The organism is Buttiauxella sp. S19-1 (assembly GCF_022134725.1).
GTDB classification, from domain to species: domain Bacteria; phylum Pseudomonadota; class Gammaproteobacteria; order Enterobacterales; family Enterobacteriaceae; genus Buttiauxella; species Buttiauxella ferragutiae.
In genome coordinates this window covers 31,440-51,617 of the sequence record NZ_JAHWLU010000004.1, presented here as the reverse complement: position 1 = coordinate 51,617, position 20,178 = coordinate 31,440, and the positions used below count along the sequence as shown (strand labels likewise).

General features: G+C 46.5%; 18 protein-coding genes. 4 read left to right on the top strand and 14 right to left on the bottom strand.

From position 1 onward, the window contains the following. Positions 1-33: 33 nt before the first annotated feature. The 3 genes from sbmA to lpxP all read right to left on the bottom strand — a co-directional run bounded on the left by sbmA (position 34) and on the right by lpxP (position 2,852). Positions 34-1,251 carry a peptide antibiotic transporter SbmA gene (sbmA, locus tag MES37_RS01995; protein ID WP_064549263.1) on the bottom strand — a complete coding sequence of 406 codons (1,218 nt, stop codon included), beginning with the start codon at positions 1,249-1,251 and terminating at the stop codon, positions 34-36. A gap of 96 nt (positions 1,252-1,347) precedes the next feature. Next, on the bottom strand, positions 1,348-1,869 hold the full coding sequence (locus tag MES37_RS01990) for an isochorismatase family protein (RefSeq protein WP_064549265.1): 522 nt from the start codon (positions 1,867-1,869) through the stop codon (positions 1,348-1,350). A 56-nt stretch (positions 1,870-1,925) separates the two neighbouring features. After that, complete coding sequence (gene lpxP, locus MES37_RS01985) at positions 1,926-2,852, bottom strand: kdo(2)-lipid IV(A) palmitoleoyltransferase (protein ID WP_064549268.1); 927 nt, start codon at positions 2,850-2,852, stop codon at positions 1,926-1,928. A gap of 433 nt (positions 2,853-3,285) precedes the next feature. Here lpxP and MES37_RS01980 point away from each other — a divergent pair, with 433 nt between their 5' ends. Beyond that, positions 3,286-3,573: a hypothetical protein gene (locus MES37_RS01980; RefSeq protein ID WP_064549271.1), complete on the top strand. Its 288-nt coding sequence runs from the start codon at positions 3,286-3,288 to the stop codon at positions 3,571-3,573. A gap of 171 nt (positions 3,574-3,744) precedes the next feature. After that, positions 3,745-4,902, top strand: a complete 1,158-nt coding sequence (gene ampH, locus MES37_RS01975; protein WP_121814247.1) for a D-alanyl-D-alanine-carboxypeptidase/endopeptidase AmpH — start codon at positions 3,745-3,747, stop codon at positions 4,900-4,902. Positions 4,903-4,935: 33 nt separating this feature from the next. Here ampH and MES37_RS01970 read toward each other — a convergent pair whose 3' ends face one another. The 4 genes from MES37_RS01970 to proB form a co-directional block, all read right to left on the bottom strand. Further along, positions 4,936-5,556 carry a helix-turn-helix domain-containing protein gene (locus MES37_RS01970; RefSeq protein ID WP_064549274.1) on the bottom strand — a complete coding sequence of 207 codons (621 nt, stop codon included), beginning with the start codon at positions 5,554-5,556 and terminating at the stop codon, positions 4,936-4,938. A gap of 150 nt (positions 5,557-5,706) precedes the next feature. Then, entirely contained in the window at positions 5,707-8,547 is a 2,841-nt protein-coding gene (locus tag MES37_RS01965; protein ID WP_064549276.1) for an autotransporter outer membrane beta-barrel domain-containing protein, read from the bottom strand. Positions 8,548-9,039: 492 nt separating this feature from the next. After that, positions 9,040-10,293, bottom strand: a complete 1,254-nt coding sequence (proA, locus tag MES37_RS01960; RefSeq protein ID WP_064549279.1) for a glutamate-5-semialdehyde dehydrogenase — start codon at positions 10,291-10,293, stop codon at positions 9,040-9,042. Positions 10,294-10,303: 10 nt separating this feature from the next. Further along, positions 10,304-11,407 carry a glutamate 5-kinase gene (gene proB, locus MES37_RS01955; RefSeq protein WP_064549280.1) on the bottom strand — a complete coding sequence of 368 codons (1,104 nt, stop codon included), beginning with the start codon at positions 11,405-11,407 and terminating at the stop codon, positions 10,304-10,306. 294 nt (positions 11,408-11,701) lie between these two features. On the opposite strand from proB, the gene MES37_RS01950 reads away from it, so the two are divergent. Further along, positions 11,702-12,802, top strand: coding sequence for a porin (locus MES37_RS01950; protein WP_064549281.1), 1,101 nt, complete (start codon positions 11,702-11,704; stop codon positions 12,800-12,802). A 46-nt stretch (positions 12,803-12,848) separates the two neighbouring features. Here the strand turns inward: MES37_RS01950 and crl are convergent, their stop codons facing one another. The 3 genes from crl to gpt form a co-directional block, all read right to left on the bottom strand. Beyond that, positions 12,849-13,250 carry a sigma factor-binding protein Crl gene (crl, locus tag MES37_RS01945; protein WP_064549283.1) on the bottom strand — a complete coding sequence of 134 codons (402 nt, stop codon included), beginning with the start codon at positions 13,248-13,250 and terminating at the stop codon, positions 12,849-12,851. A gap of 57 nt (positions 13,251-13,307) precedes the next feature. Continuing rightward, the gene (frsA, locus tag MES37_RS01940) at positions 13,308-14,555 is read right to left on the bottom strand and encodes an esterase FrsA (RefSeq protein WP_064549285.1); all 1,248 of its coding nucleotides are present in this window, start codon (positions 14,553-14,555) and stop codon (positions 13,308-13,310) included. Between the two features lie 112 nt (positions 14,556-14,667). After that, entirely contained in the window at positions 14,668-15,126 is a 459-nt protein-coding gene (gpt, locus tag MES37_RS01935) for a xanthine phosphoribosyltransferase (protein WP_064549286.1), read from the bottom strand. Between the two features lie 265 nt (positions 15,127-15,391). On the opposite strand from gpt, the gene pepD reads away from it, so the two are divergent. Next, entirely contained in the window at positions 15,392-16,849 is a 1,458-nt protein-coding gene (gene pepD, locus MES37_RS01930) for a cytosol nonspecific dipeptidase (RefSeq protein ID WP_064549287.1), read from the top strand. A 91-nt stretch (positions 16,850-16,940) separates the two neighbouring features. On the opposite strand, the gene dinB is transcribed toward pepD, so the two are convergent. The 4 genes from dinB to nqrE form a co-directional block, all read right to left on the bottom strand. Further along, positions 16,941-17,996 carry a DNA polymerase IV gene (gene dinB / locus MES37_RS01925; RefSeq protein ID WP_064549288.1) on the bottom strand — a complete coding sequence of 352 codons (1,056 nt, stop codon included), beginning with the start codon at positions 17,994-17,996 and terminating at the stop codon, positions 16,941-16,943. 109 nt (positions 17,997-18,105) lie between these two features. Continuing rightward, positions 18,106-18,330: a (Na+)-NQR maturation NqrM gene (gene nqrM, locus MES37_RS01920; protein ID WP_064549290.1), complete on the bottom strand. Its 225-nt coding sequence runs from the start codon at positions 18,328-18,330 to the stop codon at positions 18,106-18,108. Positions 18,331-18,341: 11 nt separating this feature from the next. Continuing rightward, positions 18,342-19,565, bottom strand: a complete 1,224-nt coding sequence (gene nqrF, locus MES37_RS01915; protein WP_064549291.1) for an NADH:ubiquinone reductase (Na(+)-transporting) subunit F — start codon at positions 19,563-19,565, stop codon at positions 18,342-18,344. Between the two features lie 12 nt (positions 19,566-19,577). After that, positions 19,578-20,174 (bottom strand): NADH:ubiquinone reductase (Na(+)-transporting) subunit E, encoded by a 597-nt coding sequence (gene nqrE, locus MES37_RS01910; protein WP_064549293.1) that lies wholly within the window; start codon positions 20,172-20,174, stop codon positions 19,578-19,580. Between the last annotated feature and the right edge of the window lie 4 nt (positions 20,175-20,178).

Genomic DNA, 20,178 nt, shown 5'->3' with positions numbered 1-20,178 from the left:
AATCTGGCGGGTTTCCCCGCCAGACTTTTATTCTTAGACTGACTCACCTGCCGCTTCCACTGGAATATCCTGCAACGTGCGCTCAAAACTGCGCAGACGTTTGTAGATAGACATCAGTTCAACGAGTGTGGTCCACGAGCTAATCAAATACTGGAACGAGCCGCGAACCTGACCGAACACGTTGGTGATTTGCGTCATGAGTCCAAGAGTAATGGTCCCCGCAACAATCGATGGGAACAACAAGAACAGGCCAAACACGTTATCGACTTGCAGATACAGAATACGTGCAATGTTGAAGTACATGTAATGGAAGTACAGCCGGAAATAGTTTCTGCGCACGCCGTCAAATAGCTCTTTTATGGTTGGTGGAGACGCACGAGAAGCATCGTCCTCGCCATAGACGAGCTCTTTACGATAAGCCGCTTCGACACGCTGATTTTTGAACTCAAGACCGGGTAATTTAATCCCGACGACAGCCAATAATCCTGTACCAAGCAAGGACCAAATAATCGCAGCAATGACCAGCCCGTATGGGATGTGCCCGACTATCGGCAAATTTGGAACGTGAGCAGAAAGAGTGACCAGCACCGGCAGGAATGCAATTAACGTCATGATAGCGTTAATAAAACTGACGCCCATATCCTCCAGTGTGGAAGCAAAACGCATGGTGTCTTCCTGCACACGCTGCGCGGCACCTTCGATATTACGCAGTAACTGCCAGTTATCCATGTAGTATTCGTTCATCGCTGTGCGCCAACGGAATACATAGTGGCTGACAAAGAAATTGTTCATCACCCCGACAATGACTGCAATTAATGCAATTCCCAGGAACACGCCAACTTCATGATAGAACTGCTCAATCGTGACTTTATGAGGCGAACTGAGTGCCGTCTGGATTAGATCGTAGAATGGGGCATACCACGCATTCACTGCGACCCCGACTTCGACCAGGAACCAGGTCACGAAAATAATCAGCGAGGAGCCGAGAATCGACCAATATTGCCAACGGTGCGGGCTATAAATAAACCAGAAAACCGCAAACGCCCCCACACAAAGCGCGTAATAAGCGTAAAACACCAGATAGCCCATCGACCAAAAACGGGCGGCGCTGATAGGTACTTCCCCCGTCGCACCGGTAATACGCACTACCCAGTTGCCTCCGCCTGCCTGCCAGAAGACAACGGCGATCATCGCCCAAATAAAAGCCGACAGAAAAAACGCTGTCGGGCGTGGGAAAAACGATTTAAACATCTACAACACTCCTGAAAACAAACTCTTATTGTTATGACCATCACGACTCAATAAGGCTCACTGAATGTTGTATCAAGAGATGTCAGGTTTACTGCTTTACCACTGTTCGAGAATCTCCGCGGTAGATTTTACCCGCAGCGTGTTTCCCGGAATCGTAAAGTTACGCCAGACATCGTTGTAATGCTCGATCAACACTTCGGCAAGCGCAGCCGGACGATTTGCTGTTGTATGCGCGTCTGCAGCGACAGTCATGGCATAACCGCGACTGGCTCCGTTTTTAATAGTAGCGTCCACGCAATAATCCGTTGCACAACCGCATACCACAAATTCTTTTATTTGGTGGCGATTGAGGACTTCATCAAGCTCAGTACGGTAAAACGCATCGCACGCTGTTTTGGTAACATAAAGCGCATCAATGGGTTGTATTAACTCGGCTAAAAGATCAAACGCCGCAGTCCCCTGCTCCAACCCCTGTTCAGTATGTTGGATGAAAATGACTTTATCAGCGGCGTTAATCAGTTGGTTAATACGTGTCGTGCAGATGTCCCGGTTAATACGAGGGGCTTCAAAGACCCCATTCTGCATATCAATAACCATCAGTACACGTTGGGCAGGCATGATTGAGCTCTCATCAAACGAGGAATTGCGGAGCGTACCACATACCTGTTTTGGCTTTAAACTGTATAAAGTTTAGGCTCACCCTCTGGCCGTGTTTTGAATCGACGATGCAGCCATAAGTATTGCTCTGGCGCACGCATGATTTCGCGTTCGATCTTCCGGTTCACGTACTCCGCTGCGGCCTGTTCGTCATCTAATGGATAATCTTCAAACTCGGGCTCAATAACCAGTTGATAACCTGTTCCATCTTGCTTACGGATTAGCACGATGGTCAGAATCGCAGGTTTTGCCAGACGAGCAATGGTGTAAGTTCCGTTGGTTGTCGCAGCCTTTTGCACAGCAAAAAATGGCGCAAATGAACTGCCTTTCGGACCATAATCCTGATCGGGTGCGAACCATACAGCTTCGCCTGCTTTAAGAGCCTTCACCATGCCTTTCAGATTACGACGATCTAGCATCGCTTTATTGGAGCGAGAACGGCCGCGCGTTTGGATAAATTCCATCGCTTTATTGTTGTGTGGGCGGTACATCGCCATCATCGGACGGCAGAGCCCCATCACGCGGCCACCCAATTCCAGCGACATAAAATGCACACCGATAGCCATGACACCTTGCCCTTTATCACAAGCAGCAGTGATATGTTCAAGCCCACGCACTTCGAACCATTTGCGTACCCGTGCATCCGGCCAGAACCAGGCCATACCGGTTTCAATTAAACCCATTCCTAGCGACGAGAAATTCTGTACCACGATGGCGTCAACCTGCTCATCGGTGTAATGCGGGAAACATAATTTAAGGTTCTGGCGGGCAATGGAAACCCGTCGTTTGAGAAAACGCATGGATGCGCGACCAATGAAGTCGCCCATTTTCAGTAGCACAGGGTAAGGCAATTGCACCCACAACCACAAAATAGCCATACCAAACCAGGTCAGCCAGTAGCGAGGGTGGAGGAGTTCAGTTCGAAAGCGCGGTTTACTAGACATTATCAGCTTCTGTATGCGTAATGGGTGTGTATCGCATAAAGAAGTCACTCATTAGCGGTACAGCATAGTGCTCGTACTATGACGCCACTCGGCGGTAATAGTTGCAGCAGTGAAATCAAAGTGACTCCGATAATACGCATTTTCTGATCAAGCCATATATAGATGTTGTCAGTTTTTTTACGTATTTCGCTTCATTGCGTCAGGATTAGGAGTTACGCACCCATTTTAGTTTAAAAAATAGACGATTCAAAACATGTTTCGACGATTTACCAGGAGAGAATGTTGCATTTGCCAGTACCTCAATAGACGGTGAAAACACGAAGCTAAAATTGTGATTTCTAACGGATAAATTTTAGTCTTTTCCGCTGTCGAAAATCAATTTCTGGACTAATACTTATTGGGATTTCCCTACAATCTTCAGGAACCTGGCACAATGAAAAAACTAACTTTAGCGTTACTTTCCAGCACTCTTCTATTCGCAAGCGCCGGCGCCTTTGCCGAGAACCCAGCCACCAGCACATCGGGAATGCAGGCAGAAAAGGAACAACTCAGTAACCCTGGTCATATTATTGATGACTGCCGTGCCGCTGGAAATGAAAACAAGAAAGGCTGCGAATCAGGACACGAGATGCGTTCTGAGCATAAAAGTGACGATAAAATGCTTAAGAAAGGCGGGACAACTGACGAAGTAACGCAGAAAGATGTACAAAAGACAAATTAATGCAAATTGCACCGCAGCCTCAAACTGTGGTGCTTTACTAACCGATAATCCCCCTGAAATGCCGCGTTACGCTTTTTCTCATCACAATCCTCATTTTCCGCGTTTGCGTAGCGCCATAGAGTAGTATAAATACGATCAATATCGCTTCACTTCGTTTATGGGTTATCCGCGTTGAAAATTCGTCTCCCACGTCTCGCAGTACTCGTCATTGCTGCACTGCCAATTATGAGTTTTGCTCAAACTTCTCCCGATCCTGTTTTTGCTTCTGAAATAGCAGATCGTTATGCCAATCATATTTTTTATGGCAGCGGTGCTACAGGAATGGCAATGGTCGTGATTGATGGTAACCAGCGCGCTTTCAAAAGTTTTGGTGAGACACGACCAGGTAATAACGTTCGCCCGCAACTTGACTCGGTTATCCGTATTGCTTCGCTAACCAAACTCATGACCAGTGAAATGCTGGTAAAAATGTTGGATCAGGGCAAGGTTCAGCTCAATGATCCATTAAGCAAGTATGCCCCTGGCGGAGTCAGAGTCCCTACTTATAATGGCAAACCCATTACACTGGTGAATCTGGCGACTCACACCAGCGCATTACCTCGTGAGCAACCTGGTGGTGCCGCGCATCGAACTGTGTTTACCTGGCCGACGCGTGATCAACGCTGGAATTGGCTCGCCAATGCAAGTTTAAAAAGCGCACCAGGTACAATTGCCTCTTATTCAAATCTCGCATTTGATCTTCTCGCCGATGCGCTAGCCCGGGCTGCAAACAAACCTTACCCTCAATTGTTCGAAGAACAAATCACCCGCCCATTGGGTATGAAGGACACAACATTTACTCCTTCACCTGACCAGTGCAAGCGCCTGATGGTGGCAGAAAAAGGTGCCAGTCCTTGCGATAATACACTCGCAGCGATTGGCAGTGGCGGCGTTTATTCGACACCTGACGACATGATGCGCTGGATGCAGCAGTTTTTGAGTTCTGATTTTCATCGTCGTAATACTCAAGCTGACAGAATGCAGACGCTTATCTATCAACGCACACAACTCACCAAAGTTATTGGTATGGATGTTCCAGGAAAAGCCGATGCTTTGGGACTGGGCTGGGTGTATATGGCACCAAAGAATGGTCGTCCTGGCATTGTGCAAAAAACAGGTGGCGGTGGCGGATTTATCACGTATATGGCAATGGTTCCGCAAAGCAATGTGGGAGTGTTTGTTGTCATCACACGCTCACCATTAACTCGTTTTGTGAATATGAGTGATGGTGTAAATGATTTAGTTTCTGAACTAAGTGGTTCCACGTCTCAAGCCGGCCCTGCGTCCTGATAGAAAAGCAGGTCGATGTTTCGACCTGCTTTCTCAATAACTGGTCGGCAGACGACCAACAGAAACCAGCTTACCTTTATCCATCTCAATGTAATTACCTTTGCGTAGCGCAGACAATATTTCAGCAATTACAGAGCGTGATATTTTAGTTCTTTTTTGTATAAAACTAATGACCCCAATACGCGCACGTAAATCAAAACTCCATGAGTCCATAATGAGCAACGTCACCCGAATCTGAGAATAGGTTGTTGTACCAATAAAACGAGAATCACGCCTTTCAAGCCCACGAACAACATAGCTTGTCCAGTGACATGCCTGTTGCCACAATCTATTTTTTTCAATAATTTCAGATGCAAGATGTGCGGGAACGGTGAACCCTTGGCAATCAGTTTGCGTAACCAAGCGATATTTAATTGGAGTCGTTTGGAATATATTTGCCAAACCTAGCAGAGTGGGAGCAGATACGAGCTCCATCAAAAGTTCGTCTGTTTCCCTGTGTAAAATAATACTCCCTTCGCTAAAAAACCAGATTAATGGTTCATTATGTTCATTAAACATACTTAATTCACTGTCTGCTGGCAAGGTGAATTTATTGCCAACCTCCACCAACCTGCTACGAATAGCTTCGAGCGGGGTTAATGGTTTTGTAATCATAATAGATACTCTTTTATCTAATGATAGCTCAATAAAATGCCTGTCTCTATTCGAGACAGGCATCTTTATAATCACTTGATTCACTTTGAAGAGAATACTAAGGGGAGGCAAAAACCTTATATTCTGTGAGTCGTATAATTATTTATCTTATTACCAAGTGTATTTAACACCCACGTTTGCCGACCAATCTTGGTCAACATCACCACCACCAAGGTAGTTAGTGTCAGCATAGGCTGCAAAGTTTTTAGTGAAGCTGAACTGAGTACCAAGTCCTACGCGTACCGCAGAACCTTCCACCCCATTGTCAATATTGTCACCATTCACATCAGCACTATTGCCGTTAGAATCGTCATAGACGTACGCCAGCTTGAAGTAAGGAGTCAGAGCTTGATCACCGTAGTCGAAGGTATACCCAGCGTCCATACCTAACTCATAACGCATGCTGTCATACGACTGGCTACCCACTTTCATATCATTGCTAAGTTGGTAGTTGTCGCCATCCTGGAACAGACCAGAAATAGAAGCATAAGGGGTCAGATAACCTTCCTTGCTGAGCTGCCAGTCGTAACCCAGTTTCAAGCCAAAGCCCCAGGCATCGGATGAAGCATCGCCACTTACTGCTGCGCCATTGCTCATGGTTGCAGTCAGGTCATTGCTGTAATGGCTATAGCTCAGACTTGAATCAAAGAAGATATTGTTCTGGAAGCGAGCCGAAGAGTAGATACGAGCAGACTGGCTGTCTTGATCTACGCTACCGCTGTTATCATTGATATCGCCTTTCGCAAAGCCTGCTGCTGCACCGACAGTCCACTTAGCACTATTGCCTTCGATCTGTTTATCCAGACCAACCATGATACCACTTACATCCTGGTCATAGTTCAACACGCCATTGTCACCGGAGAAACCGCCACCGATGTAAGTGACCCATGCACCGCCAGTATCACCTTCAGAATGACGGCCATTTGCCAGGCGGGTTGCCAGCGCGTCTTGCTCCAGGTTCCAGATATTGGTATTTGCAGAAGGAATGCTCAACGCCATGTTAGCGTAGTCAGTCAGCTCACCCTGCTTGAGCACAACGGTATTACCATACTGCTCAGCGTGATAGGTGTAAGCACCCAAATCAGCTTTGTTAGCAGCAGAGAAAGTTGCAGTGCTGTTCACATCGTTAACATAGATAATTTCTTTATCTTTATAGTTAGCAACAGAACCTGCACCCGTTGAATTATTGATACGCACTTTGTAGTTACCAGCAGCCGCTACTGTTCCATCGTTGGTATCATCTACACTGAATTCTTGATCAGCATTGTTACTATTACCGTTACCATTAATGGTCAGATGTCCGTCAGAGTTCATAGCAATTACGCCATAACCATAAGTCGCATCTTGAGTATTCGAGGTATTAGTATGACCATTCACTAAGTCAGCATCTAATACATAGTCGCTGCTATTGATGTTGAATACACCACCATTAGTCAGTTCCATTCTATCAGTGCTAAACAGGTTGGCATCGAAATCACCAGCACCAATGCTAAATTCGCCACCGTTAGAAACGGTAACAGTGTTAGCACGCAGGTAGGTGGTTTCATCAGTAAGATCGACTTTACTGTAACTATCAACAGTCAGATGGTCAGTGCCCACTTCACCGCCAGAACTCAGGTTCATCGTAGAACCGTTGGTCAGAGTAATTGAGTCTGACAGCAGAGAAGAATCTTGGGCTACGTTAACCTGAGAACCATTATTCACGGCCAGTGTATCAATATTGGAATTATTGACTGTATCCCATTCTGAACCGTTGTTCAGTGCAACGTTGAACACACCGCTCTGGAAAGTCTGATCATCGACAACATTACCCCAATGATCATAAGTAGAGTTTGGCTCAAGGCTGTTGACTGCAACATCGTACATGCTTGCAGGGCCAATAGCGTCATAGCTGAATACAGCTGCACCAACCCACTTACTACCGTTATCCAGGGTGATATTCAGTTCGTCAACGTTCAGACTATCGTCAGCCCAACCGCCATTGGTATCAAGAACACCATTATCGATAGAATCATGACCACTTGGATAGAAATTAGCATTCCAGGTGCTGGCAAACGCAACATCGCCCATCAGGGTAGAATGGTCGAATCTTACATTGTTTTTCATCGCATAATTTGATGCTGAACTATCAGCAAAAGACATTGCGATGTCGTTTACACTACCATCACCGTTATAGTCACTTGGTTCCTCAGAGTTACCATAGAAACCGTCGCCTTCCAGTGGGGTGTAAGCACCTGAAGTCACTGTAGAGTTAACAACAGAGATGTTGTTGTCCCAGGTGCGATATTCTGTGGCGTAATCTGTATTGCTGGTGTCCCCTTGAGACAGTGCAATACCGGCAACACGAGAGTTATCACTAATGTTGATATTGCTTTCAACATCTAGCGTTACTGCTGCGCCCAAATAGGCATAATCAGCGGTGCGATACTGTTCTGATGCTGCTATAGCATCAGCATTCAAATAACTGTCAGTAAAATAGAAATATTCGTAATCGTCGTCAATTGTAGAATTAGCGATATTCAGAGTGAATACATCTCCATCAACCCACTTATAATCAACAGCAGTACCGTTCGTCCAGCCATAACCATCATGGTCGTAAACTTTTTGAGAGGTAACCATACCGTGAATGACTGAGTTGGAAATGTTCAGCGTATTAGCATCACCATCTGCGTAATCATTATTCAGATAGTAAGTAGAGATAACGCCGTTTACTACATCGTTATTGAAGGTTTGATCATAAGCGCCATCTGCCGCATTGTTATAGATATAACCATCATAAGTAATATAGTTAAGCTTATCGGCATTTTCCCAATCGCTCCAGCTAAAAGCGGTGGTCGCGTCATCGTGATAACCGAAAGTGTTATAAGTAGTAGCATTTGCCTGAGAAGCAATTGCCAAAGTGCAGGCTAATGCTAGTTGTGATACAACGAGTTTCTTTTTCCAAGAGTGCATTTATCATCCCTCCTCAGGGACTAGATCTTATGTTGGTCCATCAATAGTCAATGCAGTAAGCGGTAACCACTAATACATGTAACGTTATTAGTGAGAGGATTATTATGTTCCAATAGCAAATCGTTCAATTAATTTCTGCTGTAAGTACGAAAACAGATTTATACCTAAAAAGTGTTATTTCATACAAAATGGAGAAACATTTTAAACATCAATGACATTCATTAAAAAAAGCACAACACATATAAATAACGCATAAATTTCACAGCTCACTTAAATACAAAGTATCATTCAACAAACAAATAAAAACAGAGGTAACATATAAGACAATGCCATATTAACGATTAACATTAAATTTATTGGAATTAATTAAAACTTATTAAGGCGGATTGTTTTAATAGATCACTTGAGGCTTCAGGGTAATAGTAAATAAAGAAGGGTAGGTAACACGTATAACCTTATAGTTTCCAGAAAGACGTATTACCTTTGGTTCAATTACGCTCGGATTGTATCGTCGCCGAATCCAATCCATTTATAAGTCGTGAGCGCTTCCAGCCCCATAGGGCCACGAGCATGAAGTTTCTGCGTACTTACCGCAACTTCGGCACCAAGGCCAAACTGGCCGCCATCGGTGAAACGTGTTGAAGCATTCACATAGACGGCAGAGGAATCAACTTCATTCACAAAGCGGTTCGCATTACGCAGTGTACGAGTCAAAATCGCGTCAGAGTGTTGTGTGCCATGTTCCCGGATATGGTCAATAGCGTCATCAATATTAGCGACAACTTTCACATTCAAATGCAGTGACAACCACTCGTCATCATAGTCTTCTGCTTTTACAGGCAGTACTTCCGCAGGCCCATTCTGTAACAGTGGCAGAGCCTTTTCGTCAGCATGCAATGTTACGCCAGATTCAGCCATTTGTTGGCTTAGCGCAGGCAAGAAGTTTGCTGCTATTCCTTGATGGACCAGTAAGGTTTCTACTGTATTGCAGGTACTTGGACGCTGAGTTTTGGCATTAACAATAATTCTCAGTGCCGGCTCAAATTCAGCACTGTCATCCACAAAGATATGGCAAACACCAATCCCACCGGTAATAACTGGAATCGTTGATTGCTCGCGACAGAGTTTATGTAGGCCTGCGCCACCACGAGGAATCAGCATGTCTACATAACGATCCATGCGTAGCAGCTCATTCACCAGTGCGCGATCGGGACTTTCTATCGCCTGAACCGCTGCCGCAGGTAGGCCACACTCCGTCAGCGCTTGTTGAATAACCTTGACCGTTGCGGCATTAGTGCGCCAGGTTTCTTTCCCGCCACGCAAAATCGCTGCATTTCCTGTTTTCAGGCACAGTGAAGCAACATCAACCGTAACATTAGGACGAGCTTCATAAATCACACCAACTACACCTAATGGAACACGCCGACGCTCAAGACGTAAACCACTGTCCAGCACACCGCCATCAATGATTTGACCCACTGGATCTGCCAAATTGCATACCTGACGAACATCATTCGCAATGCTACTCAGACGTGAAGGAGTGAGTTGTAATCGGTCTAACATCGCTTCGCTTAGGCCATTGGCCTTTGCTTCGGCCAGGTCTTTTTCGTTGGCTTCCAAAATAGCTGCAGCCTGAGCTTCCAGATTATCTGCGATACATTCCAGCGCGCGGTTTTTTTCGCGGCTGGAGAGCAGAGCCATCTGATAAGAGGCAGCTTTAGCTGCTTTACCCATTTTTTCCAGCATTGCCTGCTCCTTAGTTAACTATCATATCGTCACGATGAACGGCTACTGGGCCATATTCGTAGCCAAGAATTTCACCGATCTGTTGAGAGTGATGACCTGCGATACGACGCAAAGCGTCACTATTGTAGCGACAAACACCATGGGCAATATCGCGGCCTTCAAGGCTGCGAATGCGAATAACTTCACCGCGGGAAAAGTTTCCAGTGACGTTTTTGATACCCTTTGGCAATAAAGAGCTTCCGCGTTCAAGAATCGCCGCAAGCGCGCCATCATCGACCGTGATTTCACCTGCAGGAGGCGCACCAAATATCCAACGTTTGCGGTTTTCTAATGGTGATTGTTGAGCATGGAAACGAGTCCCCACTGGCGTACCCGCCATAACATCACCAATCACCCCGGGTTTGCTGCCAGCCGCAATGACTACGTCGATACCTGCGCGGCAAGCGACATCAGCAGCCTGCAATTTCGTCCCCATGCCGCCAGTTCCCAGGCCAGACACGCTATCACCAGCTATTGCTCGCAGTGCGTCGTCAATGCCGTGAACTTCTTTAATGAGTTCAGCTTCAGGGTTATTACGCGGATCAGCAGTAAATAACCCTTGTTGGTCAGTCAGCAGTAATAGTTTATCTGCACCAGCCAAAATGGCTGCCAGCGCAGACAGGTTGTCATTATCACCAACTTTGATTTCTGCGGTTGCAACGGCATCGTTTTCATTGATTACCGGCACGATGTTGTTATCAAGCAGTGCACGTAAAGTGTCACGAGCATTAAGGAAACGTTCGCGATCCTCCATATCGGCACGCGTCAGCAGCATCTGCCCAACATGAATGCCATAAATAGAAAACAGTTGTTCCCAGAGCTGGATCAATCGACTTTGACCAACGGCTGCCAGTAATTGCTTGGATGCAATGGTTGCGGGCAGTTCGGGATAACCTAAATGCTCGCGACCCGCAGCAATTGCCCCAGAGGTCACAATAACAATGCGATGCCCGGAGGCGTGAAGTTGTGCGCACTGACGCACCAGCTCAACAATATGAGCTCTATTCAGGCGGCGCGAGCCACCGGTTAATACGCTAGTGCCTAGTTTTACCACCAGCGTCTGGCTTTCACTCATGATTCTCTGCCGTTTCAACGAAATTGGAAAATTAAAATACCAGATGACGTTGTAGCAGGAGTGACGCGGCTTGCCAACAGGCTCAGAAGGAAAACAGCGATTTGGATGTAAAGTGATCCATAAACGTAGCGGCCAATTTTGTCATTTTTATGACAAATACAAATAATTACCATTATTTAAACTTTCTCTTACTTTGTCATAAATCTTTCATCTCCAAACGATAAAACTCTCTGCGTTTTTTAACGGAATACTTTCCGATTAAATTTTAGCGCGAATACACTATTGGGATGAAAAATGAAGAAAAGCACATTGGCAGTAATGGTATTGGGTTTTCTGGCATCATCAACATATTCGCATGCAGCGGAAATTTATAATAAAGATGGCAACAAACTCGACCTTTACGGAAAAGTAAAAGCTGAACACTATCTAAGTGATAACAAGTCTGTAGATGGCGATCAGTCTTATGTACGTATCGGTTTTAAAGGTCAGACACAAATTAATGACCAATTAACGGGTTTTGGTCAGTGGGAATATCAAGTTGCTGCTAACAAAATTGAAGGTGATGCGAATACAACCAAAACTCGCCTGGCGTTTGCAGGGTTAAAAGCAGGTGATATTGGTTCCTTCGATTATGGCCGTAACTACGGCGTTCTTTATAACATCGCCTCTTACACCGATATGATGCCTGAGTTTGGTGATGACTCTTACACTAAAACCGATAACTTCATGACGGGCCGTGCAAACGGTGTGGCAACCTATCGTAATAACACCTTCTTTGGTCTGGTTGATGGCCTGAAACTTTCCTTGCAGTACCAGGGGAAAAACGAGAATGACGGGCGTGCTACCAGTAAGCAAAACGGTGACGGTTTTGGTACTTCCTTATCTTATGACATTGCTGATACTGGCCTGACTATTGGTGCGGGTTACTCTAACTCCAACCGTACTTTGGCACAGAAAAACCTGGCCGTGGGCACTGGTGATAATGCCGAAGCCTGGACCACTGGTTTGAAATACGATGATCACAATGTTTATCTGGCAGCAATGTATGCAGAAACACGTAATATGACACCCATTTCCGGCACTGCATCTATTAATGGTGTAAACAGAAGCATTAGTGGTTTCGCAAATAAAAACCAGGCGTTCGAAGTTATTGCACAATATCAATTTGACTTTGGTCTACGCCCTTCTTTGGGTTATGTCCAGTCTAAAGGTAAGGATATTGAAGGTGTGGGTGATGCGGATTTGGTTAAATATATTGATATTGGTGCCACGTATTACTTCAATAAAAACATGTCAGCTTTTGTTGATTACAAAATTAACCAACTGAGCGACGACAATGCCCTAAATCTGAACAGCGATGATGTTGTCGCATTAGGTTTAGTTTATCAGTTCTAAGATTCGGGTAAAAAAAAAGTCCCCACCTGGCCGGTGGGGACTTTTTTTATGCTGATAACTTTACCGGTTTTTCCGTAAAATCTTGTGCCGGAACTAATCCAAGACCCAATGTACTTAATAACTCACGCAAGCGCTCATGGAAACCACGCAGTGTTTGCTCAAGTCTTTCATCCACTTCTTTATCTTTCGCGGCCGTCGCAGTCCATTTACCGTCTTTGTCGAACAGACCAAACTGCCAGGTATAGGTAAATTGTTTTTCCTGAGCTTCCAACTCCATCCACCAGCCCCAGAATTCACGTTTCTCTGGTGCAGGCTTCACATTGACGCACACAGCCAGGCAATCGAAGAAGAAACGGTTATCTTCACATTGCTCTTCCCGGATATATGGGCCAAGCGAGGCAAATTTTTTAATCAATCTACTTTTCGGGTGTCCACTTGGTAACGTCATTCCGATCTCCTGTTGTGAAGCATCTGTTTTACCAAACCAATGAAATTTAGCAAATCATTAACGTAATCTCTGCTTGATCCATCCGGTAATTTCTTTCAGAGCTTTGTCAAAGTTTTGATACACCGGGTTAAACGGTATAGCTAACAACTTACCATCCGCAGATGACGAAGTAATTAATCGGGAATCGTCTTCCGGGCTGAACGGATCATTCGCCCAGTAACCAGATAACATCGGTGTTGGACAATGACGCCCCAATAGACCCTGTGTTTTTAACGAGTAGCGGTTTAACTCCACACGTAACGCGTTGTCAGATGCATCGTGCATTCCCAGGCGGCTCGCCAGCACATCAATATACATCTCTGGAACCTGAGCCTGGCGTGATGCATCACTCAATAAACTGTGAACAACCGGCCCAAGACATGCGACGGCTTTCAAACGAGGTGCTTCGATATACCCCAAACGCACTGCAACATTTGCACCGAATCGGAAACCGAACGCCGCCACACGGGTGTGGTCAATCCAGGGGATGTTGGGTAGAGCTTTTAAAACATGCTGGTGTAAAAGACTAGAATCCTGAGTCAGTTTCCATTTTGAAGAAAATCCGACCGACGGCATATCGATGGTTAACATCGCGATACCTTCAGGTGCAAAATATTTCTCAAACAACGTGTAATAATCGCTTTGCAGCGCATCCAAACCTCCACAAATTAGCACCGTCGGGAATGGACCGTCACCTTCTTTAGGAACATGGAGGAACCCAGTGATTGCACCACCACCTGGAATAGCAAACTCCAATTCACGCAAGCCGCCGGAAAGACGTGGCGCAGCTTCTTCATAGGCACGGTTTGCCAGAACTTGCGCCTGTTCTGCCAGTTGGTCGCCTTTCAGGTGCGGATAGGCGGCAATGCTGTAAAGATTGGCAGCCTGTAGCCAATATTTTCCACTAAGAACTATATCTGTTTCCTGATTGGCCCGCTGCTGCCAAAGCATTGCTTGCTTCGACCATTCAAAAATCCAGTTGCCGCTGCGATAACCGACCACGGTATCAAACAGACTGTCATTGGTACGTTCTGCTGTATTAACCGTAATGCGAGCTTGCACCTCAAGGATTTCGCGTGGATCGACACCACGCCATACCCACAGCAGGCGGTTAATCATTCGATACCAGTGAGGGACAGATTTACCATCCAGCGCAGACTGGATAACGGGGGCAGTTTGATGTTGAGCACGACGAACTAAAGTCGACGTCTCGGGATGTTTAAATCGGGGTTTAAATAGCGTTTCGCTAAGATTGGCCTGTACCATCGCTTCTGCCTCCATACAAACGTCAGGAATGCAGCTATTGTACTCTGTCGGCAACTAAATAACACAAACGCCCGGCGATGCCGGGCGTAAATCAGTGCATATTCTCAGGCTATTAACGACCAGCCAACGGTGGTACAAACACCACGCCCATATCCCACGGCTGCTCAATCCAGGTGTCCTGAGGGATATCAACGACGTAATCGTCAACCAACGGCTGGCCAGCAGGCTTAGCGAAGATCGTAACGAAATGCGCTTTTGGATACATTTCACGGATAGCCACTGCGGTGCCACCGGTATCAACCAGGTCATCAATAACGATGAAGCCTTCACCGTCACCTTCAGCACGTTTCAGCACGGTCAGTTCACGCTGGTTGTCGTGGTCATAGCTGGAGATGCAAACGGTATCAACATGACGAATCCCCAGTTCACGTGCCAGCAGTGCGCCAGGAACCAGGCCACCACGGCTAACGGCAATAATGCCTTTCCACTGTTCAGCAGGAAGCAGACGGCTTGCCAGCTTACGCGCGTGAATCTGCAACATGTCCCAGGTGACGATGTATTTTTCGCTCATGTGAAATTATCCCAGCCAGTTATTAACGGCTTAAAAATGTTCAAAGGGGTTTTGGTTGCGCGAGATTATAGAGATCTGGCGCACTAAAAACCAGTGCTGTAGGCTCGCCGCTTTCGTTTTTAGGTGCTTTTGATCGTCATAACGTTAGTTAAAGTGGTATTCTCAGGCCAGCACACAATGCTTACTTGTGGTGTATTTCATTTAGATCAATCCTGGTCTCTGTTAACCAATATGGTCTGCAGAGTCGATGTCAAGGAGACTTATCGTGTCTGAATTGTCTCAATTATCTCCGCAACCGCTGTGGGATATTTTTGCCAAAATCTGTTCCATTCCGCACCCTTCTTATCATGAAGAACAACTTGCGGAACATATTCTGTCCTGGGCAAAAGAAAAAGGCCTACATGTAGAGCGTGACCAGGTCGGTAATATCCTGATCCGTAAACCTGCGACAGCGGGCATGGAAAACCGTAAAGCGGTGGTCCTGCAGGCTCACCTGGATATGGTGCCGCAGAAAAATAACGACACTGTCCATGATTTCACCAAAGATCCGATTCAACCGTATATTGACGGTGAGTGGATCAAAGCACGCGGTACGACGCTGGGCGCTGATAATGGTATTGGTATGGCGTCCGCACTGGCAGTGCTGGCCGATGATTCGGTATCTCATGGCCCATTAGAAGTTCTGCTGACCATGACCGAAGAAGCGGGAATGGATGGGGCTTTTGGTCTGCAAGCGGGCTGGTTACAAGCTGATATTCTGATCAACACCGACTCTGAAGAAGAAGGTGAGATCTATATGGGCTGTGCAGGTGGGATTGATTTTATCTCCACGCTGCCACTGCAACGCGAAGAGATTCCTGCCGGTTACGAAACATTTAAGTTGACCATCAAAGGCCTGAAAGGCGGTCACTCCGGTGGTGAAATCCATCTGGGTCTGGGCAATGCAAACAAATTGCTGGCTCGCTTCCTGTTTGCTCACACAGCAGAACTGGATGCTCGTCTGATTGATCTGAACGGCGGTACACTGCGTAACGCGATTCCACGTGAAGGCTTTGCTACTCTGGCTGTTCCGGCAAACAAAGCTGCACAGCTGAAGTCGTTGTCAGATGAATTCCTGTCGATTCTGAAAAATGAACTGGCGGCAGTCGAGAAAAACGTCACTGTACTGCTGGATTCAGTCACCACAGACAAGAAAGCACTGACAGCGAAAAGCCGTGACACTTTCCTGAGCCTGCTGAACGCCACGCCAAACGGTGTCATCCGTAATTCCGACGCAGTTAAAGGTGTTGTGGAAACCTCACTGAACGTGGGTGTGGTCACAATGAATGATGAAAGTGCAGAAATCATCTGCCTGATTCGTTCATTGATTGATAGCGGCAAAGACTATGTCGTTGGCATGCTTCACGCTCTGGGTCAGCTTGCTGGCGCACAAACCGTGGCCAAAGGCAGCTATCCTGGCTGGCAGCCGGATGCAAACTCACCGGTAATGCACCTGGTGCGTGAGACTTACCAAAAACTGTTCAACAAGACCCCTAACATCATGGTCATCCATGCGGGTCTGGAATGTGGTCTGTTTAAAAAACCTTACCCGGATATGGATATGGTTTCTATTGGGCCGACCATCACAGGTCCACACTCTCCGGATGAACAAGTTCATATCGAAAGCGTAGGCCAATACTGGATTCTGCTGACAGAATTGCTGAAAGCTATTCCAGTTAAGTAAGTTCTAAACGCCCTCACCCTCTCTCCCAGGAGAGGGAACTTGTTTGGTTTTCTCCTTCTCCTGAGGGAGAACGCCGGGATGAGGGCTTTTTTTATAGCCCCAACACCAATTGGCGCTCCATCTGCGGGTCCAGTAAAGTCACATGTAACCCCACCAGCCTGACTCCCCGCCCTCCTCGCCGTTCTTCCCACGTTTGCTTCGCAATAGCGATTAAATCGGCTTTATTCAGCTGAGGCCAGACATGTTCCTGAGTCGTTTGCTGGAAATCATTAAACTTAAGTTTGATACCCTGGCGGGCAATCAATAAATCAGGTTTTACCTTTTTCAAACGGCGTTCAAGTTCAGGATAGAGTTGCTCAATAATAGCCTCACACTCCTGCCACTGATGAATATCTTCCGCGAGTGTTTTTTCAACTCCGACAGATTTACGTTGCCGCTCATTGTTAATCTCGCGTTCATCTATACCCTGACTACGCTCCCACAGTACACGGCCAAATTTGCCAAACCGCTTGAGTAACGAAGCTAAATCCGTTTTCTGCACATCGGCACAGGTGCGCAACCCAAGGCTTTCCAGTTTGCCCGCTGTAACTTTCCCTACGCCGGGGATTTTTCCAAGCGGTAAGGTTTGCAAAAATGCTGGAATCTCCTCGGGAGTGATCAAGAACTGCCCGTTAGGTTTATTGAGGTCAGAGGCAATTTTGGCGAGGAATTTAACCGGTGCAATACCAGCCGATGCGGTGAGATTAAGTTCATCTGAAATAGTCTGGCGAATTTCCCTGGCCATGAGAGTTGCAGAACCATGGCAGTTCGGGCTATCAGTGACATCCAGATAAGCCTCATCAAGTGACAGCGGTTCGATAAGCGTTGTGTAGCGGCTAAAAATTTCCCGGATATGATTTGAAGCTTCTTTGTAAGCATCAAAACGTCCAGGAAGCAGTGTCAGATGTGGGCATAACTTGAGAGCCATTGCAGTCGACATCGCGCTGTGCACACCAAATTTTCTAGCGGGATAATTTGCCGTACTAATGACACCGCGCCTTTTCGCACTACCTCCAATAGCTATCGGAATATCCCGCAGAGTTGGGTTATCACGCATTTCTACGGCGGCAAAAAAGCAGTCCATATCGACATGAATGATTTTACGCATACTTGTTCGCACCAGTTATATTACTGGATAAGTATACAGTTAAAATAATTAAGGAGGAAAGTCTTCAATGGAAAGAAAACCTCCCGACGATGCGGGAGGTTTTACTGGTTTACAGGATGCGGTTCTGCTGAAGTTTTGCTTGCCGCTCAGCCCTTGCGATACGCTTCTTACGAGCATCACAGGGTTCAGGGCAGTTACAAACTTTCTCCATGCCTAACGCGGCAATACCACCACAGCTACCCTGAAGCGATTTGCGCTTCACAATAACGCCCAGTGACATTCCAAAGATCACCAGTAGAAAAATAACGAAGGTGGCTAAAAATACTGTCAGCATAAACGCTCCTGTCAGCCGCCAAAGTCATCTAGCATGATGTTGTCATCCTCAACACCCAAATCTTTGAGCATTTTGATAACCGCGGCATTCATCATAGGCGGCCCACACATATAGAACTCACAATCTTCTGGTGCCGGATGGCTACGAAGATAGTTTTCAAGCAATACGTTGTGGATGAAGCCGGTGTAACCAGTCCAGTTGTCTTCTGGTTGCGGATCTGAGAGCGCCACATTGAACGTGAAGTTCGGGTTTTCCTGAGCCAGTTTTTCAAACTCTTCTTCGTAGAACATCTCACGCGAAGAGCGAGCACCGTACCAGAAACTCATTTTTCGCGTGCTATGAAGACGTTTAAGCTGGTCAAAAATGTGTGATCGCATTGGTGCCATACCTGCACCACCGCCGATGAACACCATTTCAGCGTCCGTCTCTTTAGCAAAGAACTCACCAAATGGACCGGATATTGTCACTTTGTCGCCCGCTTTTAACGACCATATATATGAGGACATAATCCCCGGAGGCGCATCAGGCACATTCGGCGGCGGCGTAGCGATACGCACGTTCAGCATGATAATGCCTTTCTCATCTGGATAGTTAGCCATTGAGTAAGCGCGAACGCATGGCTCTTTAACCACCGACTTGAAGCGGAACAGATTAAACTTATCCCAGTCGCCACGATATTCCTGAGGAACATCGAAGTCCTGGTAGTTAACCTCATGCGGTGGACTTTCAATCTGGATATAGCCACCAGCACGGAACGGCACAACATCACCATCAGGGATACGCAGTTTGAGCTCTTTAATGAAGGTGGCTTTGTTATCATTAGAGATAACTTCACACTCCCATTTCTTAACACCAAAGATCTCCTCTGGCAGCTCAATTTTCATGTCCTGCTTAACAGCAACCTGGCAGGCAAGACGGCAACCTTCTTTCGCTTCACGCTTGGTGATATGCGAAAGCTCAGTAGGCAGAATATCACCACCGCCCTCTTTTACGGTCACGCGGCATTGCCCGCAAGAACCACCGCCACCACAAGCCGAGGAGATGAAAATCCCCTGACTTGAGAGTGTGTTGAGCAGCTTATCACCCGCGGGTGCATGAAACTGTTTGTCTGCTTCGTTGTTAATCTCAATCAGCACATCGCCGGAGTTAACGAGCTTTGACTTGGCAAACAAAATCAACAGCGCCAGAGCCAAAACAATTAGCGTGAACATCACCACGCCAAGAATAATTTCCATACGTTTTCGCCCTTATAGCTGCACACCGGAGAATGACATAAAGCCCAGTGCCATCAATCCAGTGGTGATAAAGGTAATTCCTAAGCCACGCAATCCTGCGGGCACATTGGCATATTTCATCTTCTCGCGGATCCCTGCCATCGCGACAATTGCCAGCATCCAACCCACACCTGAGCCGATACCATAAACAATTGATTCACCGAAGCTATAGTCACGCTGCACCATAAACGACACGCCACCAAAGATCGCGCAGTTAACGGTGATGAGCGGCAGGAAGATACCTAACGCGTTGTAGAGAGCCGGGAAGAAACGATCGAGGATCATTTCGAGGATTTGTACCAGAGCGGCGATCACACCAATGAAGGTAATGAAGTTAAGGAAGCTAAGGTCAACACCTTCGACCAGTGCGCCGTCACGAAGAATCAGGTTATAAACAAGATTGTTCGCCGGAACGGCAATCCCTAAAACAACGGTCACCGCTACACCCAAACCGAATGCAGTGGAGACTTTCTTAGACACCGCCAGGAAGGTGCACATACCAAGGAAGAACGCGAGCGCCATGTTCTCAATAAACACTGCGCGAACAAACAGACTAATCATATGTTCCATAATC

What these genes read in the sequence shown, in the direction of transcription:
- sbmA (WP_064549263.1), bottom strand. Translation starts at nt 1,251, where the DNA reads ATGTTTAAATCGTTTTTCCCACGCCCGACAGCGTTTTTTCTGTCGGCT.
- MES37_RS01990 (WP_064549265.1), bottom strand. Translation starts at nt 1,869, where the DNA reads ATGCCTGCCCAACGTGTACTGATGGTTATTGATATGCAGAATGGGGTC.
- lpxP (WP_064549268.1), bottom strand. Translation starts at nt 2,852, where the DNA reads ATGTCTAGTAAACCGCGCTTTCGAACTGAACTCCTCCACCCTCGCTAC.
- MES37_RS01980 (WP_064549271.1), top strand. Translation starts at nt 3,286, where the DNA reads ATGAAAAAACTAACTTTAGCGTTACTTTCCAGCACTCTTCTATTCGCA.
- MES37_RS01970 (WP_064549274.1), bottom strand. Translation starts at nt 5,556, where the DNA reads ATGATTACAAAACCATTAACCCCGCTCGAAGCTATTCGTAGCAGGTTG.
- MES37_RS01965 (WP_064549276.1), bottom strand. Translation starts at nt 8,547, where the DNA reads ATGCACTCTTGGAAAAAGAAACTCGTTGTATCACAACTAGCATTAGCC.
- proA (WP_064549279.1), bottom strand. Translation starts at nt 10,293, where the DNA reads ATGCTGGAAAAAATGGGTAAAGCAGCTAAAGCTGCCTCTTATCAGATG.
- proB (WP_064549280.1), bottom strand. Translation starts at nt 11,407, where the DNA reads ATGAGTGAAAGCCAGACGCTGGTGGTAAAACTAGGCACTAGCGTATTA.
- MES37_RS01950 (WP_064549281.1), top strand. Translation starts at nt 11,702, where the DNA reads ATGAAGAAAAGCACATTGGCAGTAATGGTATTGGGTTTTCTGGCATCA.
- crl (WP_064549283.1), bottom strand. Translation starts at nt 13,250, where the DNA reads ATGACGTTACCAAGTGGACACCCGAAAAGTAGATTGATTAAAAAATTT.
- frsA (WP_064549285.1), bottom strand. Translation starts at nt 14,555, where the DNA reads ATGGTACAGGCCAATCTTAGCGAAACGCTATTTAAACCCCGATTTAAA.
- gpt (WP_064549286.1), bottom strand. Translation starts at nt 15,126, where the DNA reads ATGAGCGAAAAATACATCGTCACCTGGGACATGTTGCAGATTCACGCG.
- dinB (WP_064549288.1), bottom strand. Translation starts at nt 17,996, where the DNA reads ATGCGTAAAATCATTCATGTCGATATGGACTGCTTTTTTGCCGCCGTA.
- nqrM (WP_064549290.1), bottom strand. Translation starts at nt 18,330, where the DNA reads ATGCTGACAGTATTTTTAGCCACCTTCGTTATTTTTCTACTGGTGATC.
- nqrF (WP_064549291.1), bottom strand. Translation starts at nt 19,565, where the DNA reads ATGGAAATTATTCTTGGCGTGGTGATGTTCACGCTAATTGTTTTGGCT.
- nqrE (WP_064549293.1), bottom strand. Translation starts at nt 20,174, where the DNA reads ATGGAACATATGATTAGTCTGTTTGTTCGCGCAGTGTTTATTGAGAAC.